The sequence below is a fragment of the Pseudoalteromonas sp. NJ631 genome, assembly GCF_000276645.1.
GTDB lineage: Bacteria > Pseudomonadota > Gammaproteobacteria > Enterobacterales > Alteromonadaceae > Pseudoalteromonas > Pseudoalteromonas piscicida.
This window is the reverse complement of the sequence record NZ_AKXJ01000003.1, coordinates 219,065-239,779: the sequence shown is the minus strand read 5'-3', so window position 1 is coordinate 239,779 and position 20,715 is coordinate 219,065. Positions and strand designations below refer to the sequence as shown.

General features: G+C 39.1%; 17 protein-coding genes, 1 tRNA gene and 2 pseudogenes. 19 read left to right on the top strand and 1 reads right to left on the bottom strand.

Annotation, left to right across the window (positions count from 1 at the left end; all coding sequences use genetic code 11):
• Nucleotides 1–457: 457 nt before the first annotated feature.
• Nucleotides 458–533: transfer RNA gene (locus tag A587_RS0107915), tRNA-His, on the bottom strand.
• Nucleotides 534–735: 202 nt separating this feature from the next.
• On the opposite strand from A587_RS0107915, the gene A587_RS0107910 reads away from it, so the two are divergent.
• From A587_RS0107910 to A587_RS0107820, 19 genes and pseudogenes are all read left to right on the top strand, one after another.
• On the top strand, nt 736–1,554 hold the full coding sequence (locus A587_RS0107910) for a mechanosensitive ion channel family protein (protein ID WP_010368624.1): 819 nt from the start codon (nt 736–738) through the stop codon (nt 1,552–1,554).
• Nucleotides 1,555–1,568: 14 nt separating this feature from the next.
• Complete coding sequence (locus A587_RS0107905) at nt 1,569–2,360, top strand: DUF481 domain-containing protein (RefSeq protein WP_010368621.1); 792 nt, start codon at nt 1,569–1,571, stop codon at nt 2,358–2,360.
• A 100-nt stretch (nt 2,361–2,460) separates the two neighbouring features.
• Nucleotides 2,461–5,118, top strand: a complete 2,658-nt coding sequence (locus A587_RS0107900; protein WP_420912134.1) for an SLBB domain-containing protein — start codon at nt 2,461–2,463, stop codon at nt 5,116–5,118.
• Nucleotides 5,118–6,062, top strand: coding sequence for a Wzz/FepE/Etk N-terminal domain-containing protein (locus tag A587_RS0107895; RefSeq protein WP_017217152.1), 945 nt, complete (start codon nt 5,118–5,120; stop codon nt 6,060–6,062). Before A587_RS0107900 ends, A587_RS0107895 begins: the two co-directional genes overlap by 1 nt.
• A 100-nt stretch (nt 6,063–6,162) precedes the next feature.
• Nucleotides 6,163–7,233 (top strand): UDP-N-acetylglucosamine--undecaprenyl-phosphate N-acetylglucosaminephosphotransferase, encoded by a 1,071-nt coding sequence (wecA, locus tag A587_RS0107890; protein WP_017217151.1) that lies wholly within the window; start codon nt 6,163–6,165, stop codon nt 7,231–7,233.
• 4 nt (nt 7,234–7,237) lie between these two features.
• Complete coding sequence (gspG, locus tag A587_RS0107885) at nt 7,238–7,654, top strand: type II secretion system major pseudopilin GspG (RefSeq protein WP_017217150.1); 417 nt, start codon at nt 7,238–7,240, stop codon at nt 7,652–7,654.
• Nucleotides 7,651–9,291, top strand: coding sequence for a GspE/PulE family protein (locus A587_RS0107880; protein ID WP_017217149.1), 1,641 nt, complete (start codon nt 7,651–7,653; stop codon nt 9,289–9,291). The genes gspG and A587_RS0107880 overlap by 4 nt, the downstream gene beginning before the upstream one ends.
• Nucleotides 9,291–10,487, top strand: a complete 1,197-nt coding sequence (locus A587_RS0107875; protein ID WP_017217148.1) for a type II secretion system F family protein — start codon at nt 9,291–9,293, stop codon at nt 10,485–10,487. The genes A587_RS0107880 and A587_RS0107875 overlap by 1 nt, the downstream gene beginning before the upstream one ends.
• A 3-nt stretch (nt 10,488–10,490) precedes the next feature.
• Entirely contained in the window at nt 10,491–10,916 is a 426-nt protein-coding gene (locus tag A587_RS24470) for a prepilin-type N-terminal cleavage/methylation domain-containing protein (RefSeq protein WP_017217147.1), read from the top strand.
• Nucleotides 10,903–11,313, top strand: coding sequence for a PulJ/GspJ family protein (locus tag A587_RS0107865; RefSeq protein ID WP_017217146.1), 411 nt, complete (start codon nt 10,903–10,905; stop codon nt 11,311–11,313). Before A587_RS24470 ends, A587_RS0107865 begins: the two co-directional genes overlap by 14 nt.
• The gene (locus A587_RS0107860) at nt 11,300–11,989 is read left to right on the top strand and encodes a PulJ/GspJ family protein (RefSeq protein ID WP_017217145.1); all 690 of its coding nucleotides are present in this window, start codon (nt 11,300–11,302) and stop codon (nt 11,987–11,989) included. Before A587_RS0107865 ends, A587_RS0107860 begins: the two co-directional genes overlap by 14 nt.
• Before the next feature lie 37 nt (nt 11,990–12,026).
• The gene (locus A587_RS0107855) at nt 12,027–12,872 is read left to right on the top strand and encodes a type II secretion system protein GspK (protein ID WP_157234634.1); all 846 of its coding nucleotides are present in this window, start codon (nt 12,027–12,029) and stop codon (nt 12,870–12,872) included.
• Between the two features lie 113 nt (nt 12,873–12,985).
• A complete protein-coding gene (locus A587_RS0107850; protein WP_157234632.1) occupies nt 12,986–13,984 on the top strand; it encodes a hypothetical protein in 999 nt (332 codons plus the stop codon).
• Entirely contained in the window at nt 13,981–14,550 is a 570-nt protein-coding gene (locus A587_RS0107845) for a hypothetical protein (RefSeq protein ID WP_017217142.1), read from the top strand. The genes A587_RS0107850 and A587_RS0107845 overlap by 4 nt, the downstream gene beginning before the upstream one ends.
• Nucleotides 14,551–14,552: 2 nt before the next feature.
• The gene (locus tag A587_RS0107840) at nt 14,553–15,128 is read left to right on the top strand and encodes a hypothetical protein (protein WP_017217141.1); all 576 of its coding nucleotides are present in this window, start codon (nt 14,553–14,555) and stop codon (nt 15,126–15,128) included.
• 5 nt (nt 15,129–15,133) lie between these two features.
• Nucleotides 15,134–17,197, top strand: a complete 2,064-nt coding sequence (locus A587_RS0107835) for a secretin N-terminal domain-containing protein (RefSeq protein WP_036964699.1) — start codon at nt 15,134–15,136, stop codon at nt 17,195–17,197.
• A 435-nt stretch (nt 17,198–17,632) separates the two neighbouring features.
• Entirely contained in the window at nt 17,633–19,333 is a 1,701-nt protein-coding gene (locus A587_RS0107830) for a hypothetical protein (RefSeq protein ID WP_017217139.1), read from the top strand.
• A gap of 527 nt (nt 19,334–19,860) precedes the next feature.
• Nucleotides 19,861–20,061, top strand: a pseudogene (locus tag A587_RS24465) (transposase); the annotation flags it as partial.
• 217 nt (nt 20,062–20,278) lie between these two features.
• Nucleotides 20,279–20,710 (top strand): annotated as a pseudogene (locus A587_RS0107820) (sulfotransferase family 2 domain-containing protein); the annotation flags it as partial.
• Nucleotides 20,711–20,715: the final 5 nt, after the last annotated feature.

Below are 20,715 nucleotides of genomic sequence, written 5' to 3'. Positions count from 1 at the left end.
CCCTTACCTGCAAAACCGGCTTAATGCTGAGATCTTCTTCGCGATATAAAATCGCCGCTACGCTGATATCTGGTGCTTATTGTTTGGTGCTTGTCGTGTAGGAGCTACTTTATGTAGCGATGTTTTCATTCTTAAGTCGCGATATAAAATCGCTGCTACGCTGATATCTAGTACTTGTTGTTTGGTGTTTGGTGTTTGGTGTTTGGTGTTTGTCGTGTAGGAGTTACTTTATGTAGCGAGGGTTTCATTCTTAGTCGCGATATAAAATCGCTGCTACGTAGATATCTGGTGCTTATTGTTTGGTGTTTGTCGTGTAGGAGCTACTTTATGTAGCGAGGGTTTTATTCTTAGTTGCGATATAAAATCGCTGCTACGCAGATGTCTGATGTTTGCTATTTAGTGTGTAGGGGGCGATGTGTGTAAAAATAAAAAATGTGGAATACATTTATAGAAAGAGTGGGGCGACTGATGGGACTTGAACCCACGACAACCGGAATCACAATCCAGGGCTCTACCAACTGAGCTACAGCCGCCACAAAAGACTTGAACACCTTGTCTGGTGTGGCGCGCATAATACATAAGTTTTTTGCAAATGCAAAGGGAAATATCGAAAAAACTTAATAAAAGTTTTTTTTCGGAGATTATTTCCGCATACAGCAAATATTCATATATCCTATGTATGATCCAGCCGATCTAATGATAAATAACTGCTTAATATAAAAAAGGGGGATGAGTATGGAAGCTGTTTGGAAATGGGTTAATGAGAACTCAGATTTAATCTTACACTATGTGCTTCAAGGCGTTATTGCACTAATAATTTTCTTCGTTGGCTTAAAACTAGCTAAGCTCAGTGCTGATCTCACCGAAAAAGCATTTGGTAAACGCAAGGTAGATAAAGCGGTAGGCTCATTCGTTGCCAATATTGCTTATGCGATTGTGTTTGCCGCGACACTGCTTATGGCATTATCTCAGGTTGGTATCGAAACCACCTCATTCATTGCTATTCTAGGTGCAGCAGGTTTGGCTGTTGGTCTTGCGCTGCAAGGTTCACTTTCTAATTTTGCGTCTGGTGTACTTATTATTATGCTACGCCCATTCAAGTCAGGTGACTATATTGAAGCTGGCGGTAGAGCGGGTAGCGTACAAAAGATAGAAATCTTCTCTACTGAGCTACGTACTCCTGATAACAAAGTGATTGTAATGCCAAACTCTTCAATTATGTCTGGTGCAATCGTTAACTACTCGCGTGAAAAAACACGTCGTATTGACCTTGTTATTGGTGTTGGTTATGACGCAGATCTAAGAGAAGCAAAAGCAGTATTAAAGTCTGTACTAGACAATGAACCAAGAATTCTTAAAGAACCAGCATACAATGTTGCGGTACTAGAGCTTGCGGATTCAAGTGTTAACTTTGTCGTTCGCCCTTGGGTTAAAACAGAAGAGTACTGGCCAACGTATTTCACTCTTGTGGAAAATATTAAAATTGCGCTAGACGAAGCCGATATCACCATTCCATTCCCGCAAATGGATGTTCACCTACACAAAGATCAGTAAAAGGTTAGTTAGAAATGAAATTAAAGGTTTTAACCTGTTGTATTCTTGTTGCTGCAAGCGCTAATGCAGCGGCAGAAAGCAAAGCTAAGAAGCCAAAGAAAGTTTGGGATGTAACCAGTGAAGTGGGTGCGATTATCACCAGTGGTAACACAGAAACAACAACCCTAAAAGGTGGGATCAAAGCTAAGCACAACCTAACTAACTGGAATAACGAGTACAAGTTAGACGGCTTCTATAAAGAAGACACGCGTGAAAACGATGCGGGTGTAGATGTTACATCTCGTACTAACGAAAAATACTCAGCATCAGTTCAAGGTAACTACAAGTTAAATGAAGATAACAGCCATTTATTCGTGTTTGGCTCTTATGTTTCAGACTACTTTGGTGCTTACCGCAGTGAAGCGGTTATTTCAGTGGGTTACGGTCAACGTTTATTCGAAAACGACGACATGTATCTTAACGCTGAAATCGGTCCCGGTGTAAAGCGCTTTGAGCACCAAGATGATAGTACTGAACTTGACGATGATGGTGAATTACTTGCCGGTACTTCTGAAAGCGAGTTCATCGGTGTTGGTAAACTAGATTACCAATGGCAGATCTCAGAAAACGCACGTTTTACACAGCTTATCGCGATTGAATATGGTGATACCAACACTAAGACAACCTCTGAAACGGCATTGTTGACTAAAATCAACGGCTCTCTACAGATGAAAGTGGCATACAACATCATCCACAACTCAGACGTAGCAGACGATAAAGAAAATACTGATACAGAAACCTCACTTACTTTGGTTTACAGTTTCTAACAAGTATCTTGTCAAAGGGCACCTCAGTGCCCTTTTAATTCTTCCAAACTTCGGTAGAATGCCTGAAGTTTAACAAAAATCCACAATGGAAGAGATTTACGTGAAGTTCCTCAGACTATTACTCCTCTCAATGCTTTTTTTGATCTCACATCAAACAATAGCGGTAACACCCAGTAAACAGCAAATAGAGCAGTTTAAAAAGCTCCCCAAAGCGCAACAAGAAGCCTTAGCAAAACGTTATGGTTTCGATGTAAGTGCGTTAGATAGCAACAAAAAAGGTGATAAAAAGAACGAAGAGAAGGAATCTTCGATTTTACCGCGTGACAAAATGGGGTTACTGGAAGAGGAAGAAGAAGAGGATAAATTCAAACCAAAGTTAGAAGAGCTAAAGCCTTTTGGTTATGAGCTCTTTGCTGGTGAGCCTACGACTTTTATTCCTTCTGAGTTGGCTGCTATTCCTGATACATACTTGCTTGGGATTGGAGATACAGTAAAAATCAACCTGTATGGTAAAACTAATGAAGAGCACGAAGTACAAATCGATCGTGAAGGACGTCTCGCAATTCCTAACCTAAGCCCAATTCATGTCATTGGCTTATCATTTAAGGAATTGAAAGCACTGATCTCGAAAAAAATCTCTGAGGAAATGATCGGTGTTCAAGCTTTCGTCTCGATGGGTGAGCTTAACCCTATGCGTATTATGGTTGTGGGTGAAGCCTATAAGCCTGGTAGCTATACAGTGTCTCCTCTCGCCACTGTCACACATGCTCTGTTTGTTTCTGGTGGAGTGAGTGATAATGGTTCGCTGAGAAAAATTCAAGTTAAAAGGGCTGGTAAGCTAGTTACTACCTTCGATCTCTATGACTTATTGCTATTTGGTGATAGCTCTGATGATGTAGTTTTAAAGCCCGGCGATGTTGTATTTATTCCGCCAGCAGCTAAGAAAATAAAAGTAAAAGGTGAAGTTAACCGTCAAGCTATCTTTGAGCTTAAAGAATCAGACTCGCTTGAGAGTGTGATGGCTATGTCAGGAGGCTTCAAAGCTAATGCGAATAAATCGAAAGTGGTTGTCTCACGCTACAACGGTGATGGAAGGCGCATTACCCTAAACTACAACTTTACTGAAAACACAAGCTACAAACCACAAAACGGTGATGAGATTTCGGTCAACGCTGCTTCAACTCGTTTCCAAAATACTGTTACTGTTGTTGGTGCGGTAACCAGCCCAGGTCATTATGAATGGCATCAGGGTAAGACACTCAAAGATATCTTCAGTGCGCCACGTGAAGATTTGCTATCCATTGCAGATTTTGGCTACTCATTGATTATTCGTGAAGTTAACTTTGAAGGCGATATCGCTATCCATCAGTTTTCTTTACAAGATATTTTTAACGGTAAAGCGGGGGATATAGAGCTCGAGTCTAACGATACAATCGTCGTATTTAGCCGTTATCAGCTTAAAGAAGAAGAAGAACAGTTATTAGAAGACCTCGCGTATAACAAAGAGCAACTGAAACTACGTGAAAACGTGAAGTTATGGGAGCAATTTGAGCGTGATGAGTTCTTAAAATATATTGGTTTGAAAGAAGATGAACTATTTGAACTTGAGGAAGAAGTTAAATTAATCACAAGTATTGATGCACTTTTTCAAGAGCCTGAAGAAGTAGAAGAAGAAGACTATGCGGTATTTAGTCGTCAAAAGCTACTTGCGCCAATTGTCGCTAAGCTACAGAGGCAGGCAACACCTAGCGAACCTGCAAAATTGTTTGCAGTAAACGGTCAAGTTAAGTTTCCTGGTGTTTATCCATTATCTGAAAATGCAGATTTCCAAAAAGCGGTGCAAGCTGGCGGTGGATTTCTAGAAGCTGCGTATCTCGAGCAGGTTGAGCTAACTCGTGTTGTTTATAATGATGGTAAACAGGTTGAACACATCCAACTCAACGGTTTGAACGAGTTGGCTAATCCAACTCAAATACTGACGAGCAAAGATACTGTTAACATTTTCCCAAGACCTAATTGGCAAGAAAGGCTACAAGTTAAGGTTGTTGGTGAGGTTAAGTTTCCTGGGACGTACACCATTAAGCGTGGTGAGACACTTGATAGCCTACTAGAAAGAGTTGGTGGCTTTAATCAATTTGCACATAAAGAAGCGGCAATTTTTACGCGTGAATCTATCAAGCGTAAAGAAACTTCTCAAATTCAACGCCTAACTCAAGAGTTAAGACGCGATATCATTACTAATACTTTCCAAAAAAGTGCCACTGCAAACACTTCTATGCCATATGAAGATATGGATCAAATATTAAAGGATTTATCGAAGGTTGAGGCGTTAGGACGTTTGGTTATTGATCTTGATAAACGTTCAACCCAATCTTTGCAGTTAGAAGATGGTGATGCATTATATATCCCAGCGATGCAAGACTCTGTTAGTGTCATTGGTGAGGTTAATCTGGCTGCAACACACTTGTTCGATTCATCCAAGTCTGTTGATGACTACATTAAAGCTAGCGGTGGATTAAAACAAAAAGCGGATGATGAGCGTATTTATATCATTAAAGCCAATGGTTCAGTTGAATTACCAAGCTCAGGATCATGGTTTGCAGTCAGCAGCCATGGAGGCCAACTAGCGCCGGGCGACACGATCGTTGTACCTCTAGACGCTCAACATATTGATAGCTTGACACTGTGGAGTACAGCGACACAGATTATTTATCAGCTTGGCTTAGCTGCGGCTTCAATTGCGACGCTTAACAAATAATGGATAACAATAAACAGATGACTGAAGCTGAGATCATTAAAAAGAATGAAGTTGATTTGACAGAAATTTTGTCAGTGGTTTGGAGGGGAAAGTGGCTAATTATATTAATCACTGCTGTATTTGCTGTATCCAGTGTGCTTTTTGCACTATCTCTACCGAATACTTATAAAGCGACAGTATTACTTTCACCTGTTGAAGATACTCAAGGCGGCATGCTCTCAAATTTGAAGTCAGAGTTTGGTGGCTTAGCAGCAATGGCAGGGGTGAATTTGGGGGGAAGAAAAGGTGATAAATCTGCTCTTGCGCTTCAAGTAATGCAAAGCCGTTCATTTTTAAATAACTTTGTTGAAAAATATGAGTTAAAGCCAAAGCTGATGGCTACTGAGGGGTGGGAACTGGGTAGTAATCAGCTGATATACAATGGTAAAGTTTATGATAAAGAAGCTGGTACTTGGCTCAGAGATGTTGCTGCACCTTTTCAACCCGAGCCAGGCATTCAAGAAGTATATGAACATATCAGAGCAAAAAACTTAGCTGTGATAGAAGAAAAGGAAAAAGGACTAATTACTATTGCAATGACTCATTATTCCCCTTACTTAGCGAAGGAAATGGTGGAAAACATCGTTGTGGAAATTAACGATTACATGAAAGCTGAGGCTGTAGCAGAGTCCAATGTAAAAATAGAGTATTTGAAAAAGGCATTAGCGGAAACATCGGTTGCAGATATGCAGAAGATATTTTACCAGCTGATCGAGCAACAAGAGCAGACAAAGATGCTAGCGCAAACACAGTCGCAATATGTGTTTAAGACAATTGATCCTGCCATTCTACCGATCCAAAAAGCTGGACCAAAGCGTGCATTGATTTGTCTTGGTATTACTTTCCTAGGCAGCGTACTTGCGTTTGTTCTGTTATTATTTAGACATTTTGTGCTCAGAAAGTAATTTTTGGGTAGGGTATAGAGTTGTTATTTAGTGTTATTGGCAATTTAGTTTAAATTTAATTTCTATTACAATGGCGCGTTAATTAGATAATGATGGAAGCATGTGGATCTTTATGGTCATTTTCTTTGCATTTTTAGCATCGTACTGTTCAATTTTTATGATTAAGCCTGTCGCTGAGCGTTTTGGCTTAGTTGATGTACCCTGCAGCCGAAAAAAGCATGTGGGTGCTATTCCGCTTATCGGTGGTGTATCGATTTTTGTGGCAGTGTTGGCTTCAATCATTGTATTTTTGCCACTTGAGAAAAAGCTGATAGTCTACTTAATTTGCGCTGCTGCTATCGTCCTTCTTGGGGTAATTGACGATTATCGCCAATTAGGAGTCAAGATCCGTTTAGGTGTTCAGGCGTTGGTTGCACTCATTATGATGTGGGGCTCCGATGCGTATATTCATAACTTGGGCAATTTGTTTGGGTTTGGCTCTATTGACTTAGGGTTGTTGGGTATTCCTTTTACGGTAATTGCTGTTATTGCTGCTATAAATGCCTTTAACATGATTGATGGTATAGACGGCCTAGCTGGTGCCATGAGTATTACAACGTTTGCAGCCATTTTAATATTAATGGGGGTCAATGGTGGGCAGTTGTCGGTTTTACCGTTAATCATTATTGCAACCATAGTTCCTTATCTCGCCTTCAACCTAGGCGTACTGGGTCACCGAAATAAGAAAATATTTATGGGTGATGCGGGCTCTATGTTCATTGGGCTGAGCGTTATTTGGCTGTTAATGATAGCTACCCAATCAGAAGTAGATAACGCTTTCAGTCCAGTTACTGCGCTTTGGATAATTGCTATTCCACTGATGGATATGATGGCAATTATCATTAGGCGTGTTAAAAAAGGCCATTCTCCATTCAAAGCAGACAGAGATCATTTACATCATGTCTTCATGCGTATAGGTTTTAGCTCCAGAAAGGCCTTAATTACGATATCAACGTTGGCTGTATTTCTTGCGTCGATAGGGATTGTTGGAGAGTTGATAGGTATTCCCCATTGGTTTATGTTAGTCTTATTTATCGGTATTTTTGTTGCCTATTCTGCTTGTATTCAACACGCATGGAAGGTAGCACGGTTTTTAAGAAAGCACGTCTTTATCAAAAAAATTAAAGAGTAGTTCAATGACAAACAATATGAAGGCAAAGAATAAACATAACGGCTTCACCATGATGGAGTTGTTAATTGTGATCGTAATTTTAGGCTTGCTAGCTTCATTAGTGGCACCAAAATTTTTCAACAAGCTTGGAAGCGCCTCTCGAGATATTGCTGCGGCACAGATGAATGCATTTGAAACTGCACTTGATACTTACCGCCTTGATATTGGTACATACCCACAAAGCTTAAACGAGCTAAGAGAGAGTGACAATCCAAGGTGGGATGGACCTTATTTACCAAAAAACATCCCTTTGGATCCATGGGGTAATAGTTATAATTATTCTCAACCAGGAAATAATGGTGAACCATATTCACTGTTTAGCTTTGGTGCTGATGGTAAAGAGGGCGGTGAAGGCGATAACCGAGATATTATTCACAAATGAGTTTATTTAGTGATTTTCTAGTCCATAACTATGAACTACAGGACTCAGATGTTCGTAGAGCTCTAACATATCAAGAAAAGTTTGGTGGAAAGTTAGAAGAGATTTTGGTGAATATGGGCATTTTAGATGACAGCCTAATTCCTGATATTTTAGCGTCATATCTAGAGCTATCTCTGTTTGATATCAATTCGGAGTTTTCAGTTTGTGTTGAATATCAATATTTCACCTATTTTGCTAGCCACAACTGGCTTGTTGTGAAAGGTGAAAATGAAACGCTTGAGTTTGTTACTTCTGATCCGTTGAATCCAGTTTTAAATAACTGGCTTGCAGAGCATGAAATCAACTGCACTATCAAAATAGCGTCGGAATCTGTAGTTAAATCAATTCTTTCTGAATACTCTACAAATAAAAGCAGCGTAGATGAGGTTAGTTCGGGTTCAGAAGAACAAAGGCTAAGGGATTTAGCATCAGAAGCTCCGATTGTTAATTTGCTGAATTCCCTAATGACTCGCGCCTTGAGGGAAGGTGCATCGGATATGCATATTGAGCCTTTTAGAGGGCGTTGTCGTGTTAGGTATCGGGTCGATGGTGTACTACTGGATATAGAAAAACTCCCGTCATCGATGCAACTGCCTGTAGTTACCAGATTAAAAATCTTATCTGGGATGGATATTGCTGAAAAGCGCCGCCCGCAGGATGGGAAAATTGAGCTTAAACTTGCTGGTCAAGAAATTGATATTCGTGTTTCTGCGTTACCTGTAAACGAAGGTGAGTCGGTCGTAATGCGATTTCTTCGTAAAGAGAATGTCACTTACGATATAAATGTTTTAGGGCTATCACCAGATATAGAAACTGCTTTACGTGCAGATATTAAGAAGACTGCGGGAGTTGTACTGATGACAGGCCCTACAGGGTCCGGTAAAACAACCACACTGTATACATTTCTTAATGAACTAAACAATGATGATGTAAAGATCATTACTTTGGAAGACCCTGTAGAATATCAGCTGCCTGGAATCAACCAAGTACAAGTTAATAGCGATATTGGTTTTACATTTGCGTCTGGTTTACGCTCTATAGTACGTCAAGACCCTGATGTAATAATGTTAGGTGAGATTCGAGATAAAGAAACTGCACAAATAGCGTTGCAGTCAGCGTTGACTGGGCACTTGGTGTTCTCAACTGTTCACACTAACGATGCTGCGAGTGCTTATACTAGGCTATTAGACTTAGGTGTGGAAGAATTTCTTTTAAATGCGGCTTTAGTCTCTATTGTTGCTCAGCGTTTAGTAAGAAAAAATTGTTCTCATTGCTCTGAGCCCGTGAATTTGGAGCAAGAAATTATAGAGAAGTACCTGCTTCATGAGCTTGCAGACAAATGCAATGAAACTCTACAGCCGAAGGCTGGTGTAGGTTGTGAAAATTGTGGTTTTACAGGCTTTAAAGGTCGGCTTGCCATTATCGAATATTTACCTTGTGACGATTTTATAAGAAGTACTCCAAAAGACAGTAACTTCGTTACAGTTGCAAGACAACATAATTTAGCTTCAGGTAGAAGAACACTTGTTGAAGACGGATTATTAAAAGTTATTAAGGGACAAACGACGATTGCGGAAGTACTCAGGGTTGCGGGTTAATGAACTATATATATCGAGGCTATGATGGCAGTGGTGCAAAGCTTAAAGGGAATGTAGAGGCAGAAGACAAAACTCAAGCCATTGAATTGTTGGAAGCGCAAGATATAACCGTAATTGAATTAAAGGAAGAGCGAAAAGGGATAACTCTTTTTGGAGGCAGTAAAGTTGGCTTGTCAGAACTTGAATTTATGACATCTGAACTCAGCTTACTTTTGGCCTCTGGAGTCAAAATAGATAAGAGTTTAGAGATTATTAAAAACTCTAAATCTGAGCCTCAATTAGTCAGATTAATTGAAAAAATATTAAGCGCAATTAAGTCGGGTGAAAAGCTATCTGAAGCATTTAAAAAAAGTTCACCGATATTTGATGACCTCTATTGTAACCTTATTCAATTAGGTGAAGAGTCGGGGATGTTGAGTGCAGTCTTTAAGGACCTAGCGGACGATTTAAAGTTTAAAAAGCAGCTAAAAGATAAGATCATATCTTCACTTACGTATCCTGCAGTTATTTTTGCTGTCTGTATACTCAGTGTATTTTTTATATTTAACTTTATTATTCCTAAAATGGCAGTGATGTTTGAAGGAATGAAAGAGCTGCCTTGGTATACCTCTCTCATGTTAGATGCCAGTCAATGGATGCAAAATTATCAGTTTTATTTAATTGGTGGAGTTTTGTTATCAGCTTACGGGATAGTTAATTTCACAAAAAAAAACAATGCCTTCAAATCGTGGCTGAACTTAAAGTCTTTAAGAATCCCGGTGCTCTCCCATTTTATCTTATTGGTCGAACGTATTCGCTTTAATAGTGCTTTAACGATGATGATAAAGTCAGGGGTCGTCGTCGACAAGGCGATAGGGTTTGCACAAAAAAACTTACGTAATATCGAGTTAGCCAATCAAATAGAAGTGGCGAGAAAAAAGGTTAATGAAGGTGAAAAACTATCTTCTTCCTTAAATCAAACTGATCTCTATCCTGCATTTTTTGTTTCGTTATTGGAAGTAGGTGAAGAATCCAATAATTTAGAGCTGATCTTTAATGAAATTGCTGATCGTTCAAAAAGTGAGTTTGAATCCTGGACTCAAAAACTGACGTCTTTACTAGAGCCTATTATGATATTGATTATGGGCCTACTCGTTGGGGGAGTTGTAGTTGTGATGTTACTGAGTATGGTATCAATGAATGACATTGGGATTTAGATAATGTCTACGAGCCGTGGCTTTACTATGGTTGAATTGCTGGTCGTCTTAGTATTGATTGGGTTACTTAGTAGTTTTGTAGGTCCAATGGTAATTTCTCAGGTAGAAAAAACAGAAGCTAAAATAGAAGCTGCTCAAATCCTCAAGCTATTTGAGAATGCCAGTCAAACAGCATTTTGGCTTAATGAGAGAGTATTATTTCGCACCGAAGCAAATAACATTCTGGTTGTTAGAGAGATAAGTGGGAAACAGATTGTTAAAAAAGAGTTTAGAGTGCTTCGATTTAAAACTGGAGAAATTGAGATTGGGGCTACAGGGGATAGCAGTGCAAGAAGTTTGAATTATTACGTGAATGACCAAATGCGTACCATCGAACTTGTCTCAATGTGGCCTGAATATAAAGGACTGCCTGTAAATGCATTCAATTAAGGGTTTTACACTGATCGAAGTATTAATTGCGTCCATAATTCTTTTTTCGACTATCGCGTTAAGCACACAAGTTTTTCAAGGGGCAATTATCTCATCGGAGAAAGCTGCGGACCATATAAAAATCTCAGCGATTAAGATGCTATCGTTGGATTTCATTTCAAGTGAAGTTAGGAAAGGAGAAAGAAAAGGAAGCTTTTCGAATATGGGCGTTATGGTGAGCTGGGAAGCTAATGTGATTAAGAAAGGAGCACCTCCGGCGGTATTTAATTTTGACGAAAACCAAATGCAATATTTTGAAGACAAATTTGAAGTGCTAGAAATTTCTGCCACTTTTCAGTTTGGAAGGTTAGTTGACACAATGAAATTCAAAGAGCTGTATTGGCATGAAAAGTCTTAAAGGCTACACACTTGTGGAGCTGCTAATAGCTATGGCGGTTATGTCAAGTTTGATGCTAGTAGGTAGCTTTAGCTATCAGTTTTTTGCAAACCGTTGGAATAAAGAGTTAGGCTCTTTCTCAAAAGTTGAATCACTGTCTTCTGGTCTTATTGCTTTACAATCTATTTTTAAAGGCATATCTCCCTTTGTTATCTATAATACTTCAACCTCACCTCGGACCCCTACTATCTTATTTGAAGGTAACAACGACGCTTTGTTAGGATATACAAAAAGAGGTCTGATGTATGAAGAGGAAATTTTTCGCATACTCATAGAGCCAGAAGGTGAGGGCTTTCAATTAGTTTATCAGTACAATAACTTTAATAAAATGAGGCTTTTAGAGACTACAGATACAATTGAATTTGAGAAAAGTGTTGTATTGCTAAGTAACATAAAGCACGTCACCTTTCAATATTATGGTTGGAATAGCATTACCGAAAAAGTAGAATCGGGAAGTACTGGCACAACCCCTAATTTAATGGAAAAGTACTCTTCAAGTACCACTCAATTGCTGCCTTTATACATCCTTGTGAGCATAGTAACCGAGGAGGGAAGTGCCGTAATAAAGGTGGATACGGAAAAAGGGGCGCATCGACATATCTCTCCTTATATCGGGAGGCTACTGGATGAAGTCTAGAATGTGTTGTGGCATCGCATTAGTACAGGTCCTTATCATGGTAGCCATGATTTCGCTCTTCCTTTTGTACATTCAGCAAGTTAATAGCGCTAAAATCAAGCAGACTGAAAGAGTAAAGCTCAGAGCAAATGCAGAAGCTGCATTGCAATCAGCTAAAGCAGAAGTTGAGTTTCAATTGTTGACGAATTCGAAGCAGTTGGTCGATGCTCACAATAATTTTGACCAAGAAGACAACCGACGAAACTGGAATCTACATGGAAAGAGATTTCCGCTAGAGGGAAATGTGTATGCCTCTATTCAAGACCATGCAGGGTTAATTAGTATACATCACTATAGTTCATTGAGAATGACACGTGCATTAAAGGCTCTAGGGATGAACGAAACTCAAGCGCTAAAGTTAATAAGCGCTCTGCGAGATTGGCAAGATGAAGACTCTTCTACCGCTGATGTCGGTATCGATGGAGTAGTAGACTATAAAATAAGAAATGGATTGGTGAGTCAGATTAGTGAACTAAGCTGGTTTAGTTCTTTAGATGAGAAAATGCTCAAGCAGGTAACTTCGTTATTTACTACCCACTTTAATGGTGAGTTCAATCCGTTAACAGCGCCTGACAACCTTTTGAGAGCAGAGGTGGGCGAAGATTATGGTGATAATATAGTAGCTTTAAGGGATAATGGTCAGCTGACGGTTAATCAATTTCAAAATTTGACTGGGGTCGTCAGGGGGGATGGTATTCGTTTTTCTCCTTCAAACTGGTTTAGCGTTTTATTAGAATATTCTGAACAGGACATCACTATCAGAAGAAAGTATGTATTGAATGTGAGTCCATACAGTAAAAGCAAAAAACCGGTCGTGTTATTAGAAGAGTCCAGCATAAGGTAGTGATTAAGTTGTTAAGCAAAATAAAAAATCTGTGCAATAAATTGCTAAGTAAAGGAGTTTACTATTTTGATGGTGAACTAAAGGCAATTGACTTTAATAAAAAGCAGCTATGTGTGGTTGAGCAAAAAGAGATAACTCCTTTAGTGGTGATCGTGTCTAGTGACCATTACAAAACAGAGTTGAGAACGGTTCCTTTTACCACGGATGCTGACGTAAGAAGAGCATTAAAGCTTAAGCGCAACACAGGGCAATTTTGGACTGTTGGTAAAAAGCTCTCTCAAAAAACTGAGGTAAACTATTGGCGGTTCAGTGAAGCAGTGCCAAAAAGTGTATTCTCTGTACCAGAAGCGCTATTTTATTTGTGTGCAAATAAGCTTAGATTTCTGGAGGTCGAAGGGCATCGCAGCAGTTACTATATGAGCTTTTCAGAAGGAAGTTTTCAGGTTACGAGGAAATTTGGCCTTATTAATTCAGCCGAAAAATTTTTGCTTTCAATCGGTGAACCCCAGCACTTTTCTCAACAGTTTAAATCAGCTGACAACTCACTTTTAATAAATAGTCTTACTAATTTTGCGAGCTTTAACTCACTTAGACTTTGCTTGTCATTTTTTAACAGTCAAGCGGCTGGGATTGACAAGATCAAGCTTACAAATAGCGTTATACTACCGCTTTCTTTGGTTTTGTTTATATATTTGTCTGCATCTAGTTTATATCTAATCGGGAAAGAGCTTTATGTCACTTCTAAATACCAATCGATCGAGTCTTCTGCTTTTTCATTAATTGAAAATCAAAATAAGTTTGATGAAACCAAAACGAAGTTAGATGCAATTAACAGTCTTGTATCTCAAGATGCAAACTATCCAGCTGCACTTTATGTCATGACAAATGTATTTAACAAGGTAAAAATGTCGAACCTATTGTTTGAGTCAGGGCGGTTTGTGTTTAGAGCTGAAGCCGAAAAGGCAACAGATATATTGGCTATTGTTAAAGAGCACCCTAGCGTTCGTGATGCCAAGTTTGATTTACCTGTAGTCCAAAGTCGGGCAAATGAAAGGTTTACTATTAGTTTTACGTTAAGCAACACACATGTTATTGAAAAGGTAAATAAATGAAAGAGTTATATAAATACCGTGTTTCATTAACTATAATCGCGTGTTTGGTTATATTAAACTTCGTTGTGGTGCCAGTATTAAGTTGGCAAGAATCAAAAGGGGAAGCGCTCCTTTTGGCTCAAAAGAAGTTGAACAAGGCAAAATCAGTTATAGAGAATAAAGAACATATTAATGCAACCTCAGAGCAACTCCAAGTTGTTGCTGATGATGTTGAGCGCTTACTGTATAAAGTAGAAAATATAGAAGACTTTAAGTTAGAAGAGCAAACTAGATGGCAGTCTTTAGCTGAAAGTCAAGAGTTGCGAATTAAACGTTTTGGTTGGAAAACGCCTTTTATCGAACCAATTTCTGGACTTGGCCGATTAGATTTAGAGCTTCAAATAGAAGGGGATGGCGATAAAATTGTTGACTATTTGCTCGATATAAAAGCTAAAGATAAGTTAGCAATTGACTCAGAGTTTAGATTATCTTTTCGGGGTCAAAGAGAACAACAGCTTGGCATTTTTAGTGTATACCTTAATCGTAAGTTTTATTTTGATCCCAATAGTGCCGGTTTTCAGGAGTAATCATGGTTCTAGCTAATATGAGTGCCAAAGTGGGCGGGATTTATCCAAAAATTGTTATGCTAGCCATGAGTCTAACCATAATATTTTGTGTTATAGACTTCAGTGATAAAGCCTTTTGGGCATCAAGCGAAGTATCGCCTAATGAAGTGGATATTAGCGCATTGGCACGAGTTCAGTGGGGGATTTCAAACCAAACTATATCTAAGTATAAAGAAAGTTTTGATGGATATAGATATGAAGAAGTCGAATCGTCTGAGCCGGTAGAAAAACAGTTTACAAAAGAAGACGAATACACCCAAAGTGGTTCGTTGACAGAAGTTTTTGTTGATAACAATGTTCTAAAGTTGAAGGCAGTTATCAGTAAAGGCGAAAGTTTTCAGGTTATTATTGAAGTGGAAAATAAGCAAACTGGTGAGTTATCTATTTCACAGGTGACAAATAATAGTGATTTGTTTAGTTTTAAAGTCAGAGTGATCAACTCATTGAGTATAGAACTAACTCGAACAATTGAAAACCGTGAACAAAAAATACAGTTAACGATGTTCCAACTTCCAACAGCTTCACAAGAGGTGCAGTAAAGCTCATGAAACAAATTAATAAGTCATTCTGCTTTAGTATGATCACGGTACTCACTCTTTCGGCATGTAAGTCCACAAATCCCAAAGATGTCGGAGTGTATAATGTTGACAAATCCTATATCGAGCAAAATATTCGTAATACTGAAGTTGAGGGGGCTGAACTTCTTGGCGAAACAAGCGTTAACAATAAAGAAAAGATAGCGGATGGTTCGCTACAATTTTTGCCAAAATATCGTACATACATCAACGAATCAAAAGTAACAGATGATGTTATCGATAGGTTTTCAAATACAGAAATGCTCTCTGTTAGTGCAGAATCGCTTAGGATAATTCACTTTTTACATTATGTTTTAGGCGATCAGCTGAAACTAAATTATGTGTTATCTGATGAGCTTAAAGATGATAATCAAACGATAACGCTTAATATTCAAGATCAAGTGAGTGAAAGAAAGTTATTTCTACTTTCACGCGAGCTGTTGGAAGAAAAAGGCTACGTGTTAAGGTTCCGAGATAATATTTTTTACGTGCATCAAAAAGAAGACAGTAATAGCACGCTTAAAGATGTAGTGTTTGGATATGGAAAGTCTGTAGATGATGTACCTCAAACCAGTAATGAAATTATTCAAATGGTGCCATTCACTTATGGTATGCAAATGGGAATGGCGAACACATTAAGGCAAATGCTCGGTATAAAAGCCTCTTCTGATGTAGAGAGAAATGCCATAAATGTATACGGAAAAAGAAACGAGATCATTAGAGCGCTTGAGCTCATAAATATGTTCGACAGGCCTAGTCTTGCTAACCGTGAAATAGGTGTATACCAATCTGTATATATGCCAACAAAGAAAATGTTAGACAGTTTGACAGAGCTGCTTAAACAAGAAGGGATCACCCTACAGACCGGGAGTTCAACGGCTGGCACCGTAACCGTGGTTAATATAGAGCAGCAGAATCGCTTGATCATGTTTGCGAATGAGCGCTCATTATTAGACAGGGTCGTGTTTTGGGCTGAAGAACTGGATAAACCGATTAATACGGCTGAAAAACAGTATTTTATTTACCAACCTAAATATTCACGTGCAGTGGATATGGGAGAAAGCCTTGAAGCGTTAATTGGTAATGGAGGGAGTTTCTCCAACTCAACTTCTGTCGCCAATGAGGCCTCTTCAAGCGCGTCACGCCCAAGTGTCACAAGCGCATCGAATAAAGACCTGAAAATGGTTATTGACGAACGCTCTAATTCCGTTATTTTTTATACAACGGGGGAAAGCTACCAGCAAATTCTACCACTAGTTAAGCGATTAGATATATTACCAAAACAAGTGATGCTTGAGATGGTAATTGCTGAAGTGTCTATGACGGATGAATTTAAACAAGGGGTGGAGTTTCTACTTAAAGGAAGCAATAATTATAGCTTAAGCACGGAAGGTGCCTTTATGGGGGAAGGCGGCTTTGGCGGATTATCCTATGCCCTGACCGGAGATAGAGGGAAAGTCGCCGTTAATTTGTTTGAGAAAAACTCGCTTGTGAATATTTTATCCCGCCCATCTATCGTTGTAAGAGATGGTGTGCAAGCATCGATCAATGTAGGTAAAGATATTCCAATTATAGGCCAGACAACGTCAGACCCAATTAATGGAGAGCGACAAACCACATCGATTGAATACCGAAAGACAGGTCTGCAGCTTGATGTAAAGCCAACGGTGAACGCGCAAGGTGTTGTACTCATGGAGATATCTCAGAAAGTCTCAAATGAATTACAGCAGACTACCTCGACAAGTGGAAATCCATCACTTTTTGACAGAACCATAAAGACAGAAGTGGTTGCTGAAAGTGGCCAAACTATTGTGCTTGGTGGAATTATCAGTGAAAACCGCTCATTAAATGACTCTGGTGTACCCATACTTAAAGATCTGCCAATTTTGGGCGAATTATTCTCCGCAGATACCAAAGATGGCGATAAGACGGAGTTGGTTATTCTTGTTACGCCACGTGTTATTCAATCTAACGACGAATGGAAAGACATAAAAGAAGCGTTTAGGACTAAGTTTGAGCAACTTTCGTTTTAGGTGTTCACTACTTGTCATAATAATGATCTAGACTTGTCGTAGTATTTTTACGTGTAGAAATACAGATAGCTGTACACATAGGTTCGAATAGCTTCAAAATTAGGAAAATTATATATTTATTACGCTATTTTCGCTTGATAGCTGGGAGAAACTTGAGTACACTCAGTACGATTCTTGTTTTGTTAACTAACTTATAACTAACAAAGCAAATTGAAAGCAACTGAAAAATGGATAATTTAGTAAGTTGTTTACTTTGTAGTCGAAAAGTGGTGCCGATGTTGACTAATTTACAAAACAATGGTTACACTCTCGATTGCTTAATTTGTTTGGTTGTTGCTTAGGCGACGGCCTAAGTACAATAACAAGTAAATTATTTGAAATGATAGAACACTCTAAACTATTATTTCAGTTTCATGAAACTTGGAGAATGGAAATATGTTCAAAAGAACTCTACTAGCGCTAGCAGTATCTGGCGTAGCAGTATCTGCAAACGCTGCAACAATTTACACAAAAGCATCAACATCTGTTCAAGCTGACGTTGAAAAAGCAATCACAGCAAACGCGAAAGGCGAAGCTGGTGAAGCACTAGGTACTGATAAAGTTTTTGGTGGTGCAAACACTGACAACTGTACAGCTTTAGCGTCAGCTTTAGGTGTTTCACTTTCTAATGACGGTAAATTTGCTGTGGCGGCTTCTGGTAAAGCTGGCGATACAGCAGCATTTGCAGCATTAAGCGGTCTTAATAAAACAGAAGTTAAAATGACTGCAGATAATGTATGTACAGCTTCTGTTAAACCAGGTCTATCTACATCAAGCGTTAAAGATGGTCTAGAGTACTCTTCAGTTAAAGCGATTGAAATCAAGCCTGTTATCGTTGCTGGTATCGGTGGTTACAAAGATGAAGATACTATCACTGTAAACCTTTCTGGCGCTAAAGTTGACCTTACTAAGACAACTGCTCCAACAATCACTGTTGGTAACGATGGTCTGAGCACTGCTCCAGGTAACTTCTCTTTTGATATCCTAGATATCACAGCAGACCGTGTACGTTTTACTGTTCAAACAGTAAACGCGAAAAACGACTTTGTTAAAGGTGGTGCAGTACTACAATTAGGTGGTATTTTCCTTGACTCTAAAGGTCTTTCTTCAGACACAGCAGTAAGTGTTGATTCTTTCGCAACTAACACTTCTGGTACTGACTTCGATGTGGCTTCAGCTCGTGTTATTACTACACTTGTGAACCAATACACTGCGTCAGTTTCATCTCTTCTAGATGCAGCTATCGATGTAGGTAAAGATCGTCAAGAGTTTGCTACTGGTACTAGCGATGCACTAGTAGTTGCAATGAAGAAAAACACTGACAACCTAGAGCTTACTCCAGCTGAAGTACATTACACTATCACTGGTGACTTCTCTTGGATGCTAGATGATGACATCGATACCAACAAAGATGGTAAACTAAGCTCTGCTGAACTTGGTAAAGCTGTGAAAGTTGCTGGCTTAACAGACGACGCTGCTAAGTCTTACGCTGTAAATACAGATCTTACTAAACTAACAGTAGTTAGCACAGTAAGTGGTGCAGTTGATACTTCTGCAACAATCACATTCACCGTTCCTGGTCACGATGAAGGCAAACTTGAGAATCTAATGATTCCAGTTCAAGACTTCACTGTTGCTGTTGATGTTAAAGACAACAAAGCATTCTCTACAGCTGCTGTAAACATGCCAGCGCTATCTGCTACAAACGCAGGTGCGTGGACGCTTAATGGTTCTGTAGTTATCGTTCCTTACATGCCGTTTGGTCCGAACACTCAACCAATTCTACGTCACACTAACGCTGGTACTCGTACTGGTGATATCACTGTACGTTACATGGTTGAAGACGAGCACAACGCATGGCAACCACTAGCGGCTGCAGGTGTTAAAGACGCTAAACCAGGTGTAAGAAACATGCTTAACATCGTTACTGATGCACTTAAAGCTGAAGGCTACGATTCAGAAAAGTCTGGCTTCAAAGTAGCTCTAGAAATCGTTACTAACGTTCCTTCAAGAGACGTTCACGTATACGGCGGTGCTAAGGTTGATGTTGACGGTCAAGACCGTATCCACTTAGGTACTTTCAAAACTAACAACTAATATTTGATATTAGTTCTAGTTTATAAAAGGCGAGCTTAGCTCGCCTTTTTGTTATTAGAGAAAAATAAAACTAGGTCATAAATTTAAACAGTTGCTTTTTGCTACAAGATACCTAGCACGGAATAATTACTCGTGCCTGAAACCAATTTAATTTATTGAATTAGTTGAAGATCTAAACAATCTTGCTACCTTTAAATTGCAGCTTTTTTGAATCACACAGCCAAAACATTGCAATTTGAGTGTAAAAATAAAAATAAAAATAAAAATAAAAATAAAACCTACCATGCAAGCACCACAAAAACACCTGTTTCAAGTCGAGCTTATTGATATCGTTTCATCGCGTTATGAACTCGCGAAACTAGTAAAACTCATTGATTGACTGCGCCTAGAGGCCGATTCAAACAGCACTATGGCGATAAAGGTGCTGGTGCTAAGCCTATCCGCCTACTCGGGGCCTCGAGTACCAGAAACAAATTCACAAATTGTCTGATGAAAACACGGTGGCCATGTGATGCGAAAACCCATATTGGCAATATTTCTGTGGCATGCAATTTTTCACCCATGAGCCGCCTTGCTGCCCAAGTTCAATGACACGCTTTCGCAAGCGAATTGGCGAAGATGGGGTTGAATTGGAGTTTTCGTTAACTGCTGAAGCGGGTCTTAAAAGTAATACCATCAAGTCTTCAAGCTTACGAGGGGGGTTGTGTCAACATGATATCAAAGCTTGATAAAACCATATTTATTCATATTCCGAAGACAGAAGGTCAAAGCATTGAGCGTGTATTCCTACGCAGAGTAAACCTTGGTTGGGAACGGTGCGAACGACTTTTGCTCAAAAAATCATAATCCAAAATGCGGACCCCGAGGTTGGCGCATTTTACTATTAGTGAGTATTTTGACTAAGGGTATATTTCTCGAGAACAATAATGGCGAGAGTTCTTCAAATTTGCCTTTGTTAGGAATCCTTGGCAAAGAGCTTGGTCTGAATATTGTTATCGCCAGCATGATTGTAGTCTTGATGACTTCTTGCTAAAAGGGTCTCCAACGGAAACACACGACAATTACGCTAATGGAGGTGATTTATATCGGCATATTATTCCTCAAAGTGAGTTTATATTTGATCACAGAGATGTATTTAAAGTTGATTTCATCGGTCGATTTGAAATGATAAATGAAGACTTTAAGGCATTATCTCTACAACTTTTTGGTAATGATGAACTTTTACCTCATGTAAATAAGTCTTCACCTAATAAAGTGTTAAACTTATGTAATAAGAATAAGGTAGACTATCAGAGTGCATACAGCGATAAAGGGGCTCAGTTTATTGCAAGGTTCTCTGCTCGTGATATAGAGCTGCTCTCTTATCGCTTTGAATAACAGGA